At 61.2% G+C, this 1,395-nt stretch carries 1 protein-coding gene; it reads right to left on the bottom strand.

The genetic code is table 11. The annotated features are described in order from the left end of the window. Positions 1–254: 254 nt before the first annotated feature. Positions 255–1,274 (bottom strand): ribonucleotide-diphosphate reductase subunit beta, encoded by a 1,020-nt coding sequence (locus V3B64_RS21800; protein WP_008264781.1) that lies wholly within the window; start codon positions 1,272–1,274, stop codon positions 255–257. Positions 1,275–1,395 lie beyond the last annotated feature (121 nt).

Genomic DNA, 1,395 nt, shown 5'->3' on the forward strand with positions numbered 1-1,395 from the left:
CTTGACGGTCCCTCCACCCTGGCTCCTACATACCTCGTAGGAGCCGGGAGGAACATACAAGCCGGGAGGAACATACAAGATGCTCGACCGCTTTGCGCGAACGGCAGTCGAGCAAGCTCGACTCTACAAAGGCCCGCGTGCAGCATGACGGCCGGTAGCACCAGGCAGGCTCCGCCGGACATGGCCCGGCGCTACCAACAAGAAACCCCGGCGCTGGCCGGGGTTTCTTGTTGCGACAGAACTGACCGGTTCGATCAGAAGTTCATGTCGAAGGCGACTTCGCCCTGCACGCCGACCTGGTAGGCCGAGACGCGGCGTTCGAAGAAGTTGGTCAGCTCCTGCACGTCCTGCAGCTCCATGAACGGCAGCGGGTTGCGCACGTTGTACTTCTTTTCCATGCCCAGCTTGGCGAAGTGCTGGTCGGCACAGTGCTGCAGGTACTGGCGCATGTCGCGGGTCGAGATGCCGGCCACGCCGCCGGACAACACGTCCTCGGCGAACTGCACTTCGCATTCGATGGCTTCGGCCAGCATGTCGTAGACCTGCTGCTTCATCTCGTCGTCGAACAGGTCCGGTTCTTCCTCACGCACCACGCGCACCGACTCGAACGCGAACTCCATGTGCGCGCTCTCGTCGCGGAACACCCAGTTGGTGCCTGAGGCCAGGCCCGGCAGCAGGCCGCGCGAACGGAAGTAGTACACGTAGGCGAAGGCAGCAAAGAAGAACAGGCCTTCGATGCACGCAGCGAAGCAGATCTGGTTGAGCAGGAACTGGCGGCGCTCGGCACGGGTCTCGATGCGCTTCAGGTCCTGGATCGAGTCGATCCACTTGAAGCAGAAGTCGGCCTTCTTCTTGATCGAGTCGATGTTCTCCACCGCGGCGAAGGCTTTGACGCGCTCTTCCGGATCCGGCAGGTAGTTGTCGAGCAGGGTCAGGTAGAACTGCACGTGCAGCGCTTCTTCGTACAGCTGGCGCGACAGGTACATGCGCGCTTCGGGCGCGTTCAAGTGCTGGTACAGGTTCAGCACCAGGTTGTTGGACACGATCGAGTCGCCGGTGGCAAAGAACGCGACCAGGCGGTGGATCAGATGGCGCTCACCCGGCGACATCTTGCTGTGCAGATCGGTGATGTCGATCTGGAAGTTGATCTCTTCCACCGTCCAGGTGTTCTTGATCGCGTTCCGGTACATGTCATAGAACTGCGGGTAGCGCATCGGGCGCAGGGTCAGTTCAAAACCGGGATCGAGCAGCATCTGCTTGGGCTTGTCGGCCATGGGTGTTTCCTTGTCTTCTCGGGTCAAAACGCCGGGCATGGCCCGGCGCTACCTTGGTGTTTTCTGCAGTCGAGCATGGCTCGACTCTACAAAGGGGTGTGCCGGCCAAAGGCCGGCACGG

The sequence above is a fragment of the Stenotrophomonas sp. SMYL86 genome (assembly GCF_036320025.1).
Lineage (GTDB): Bacteria > Pseudomonadota > Gammaproteobacteria > Xanthomonadales > Xanthomonadaceae > Stenotrophomonas > Stenotrophomonas maltophilia_A.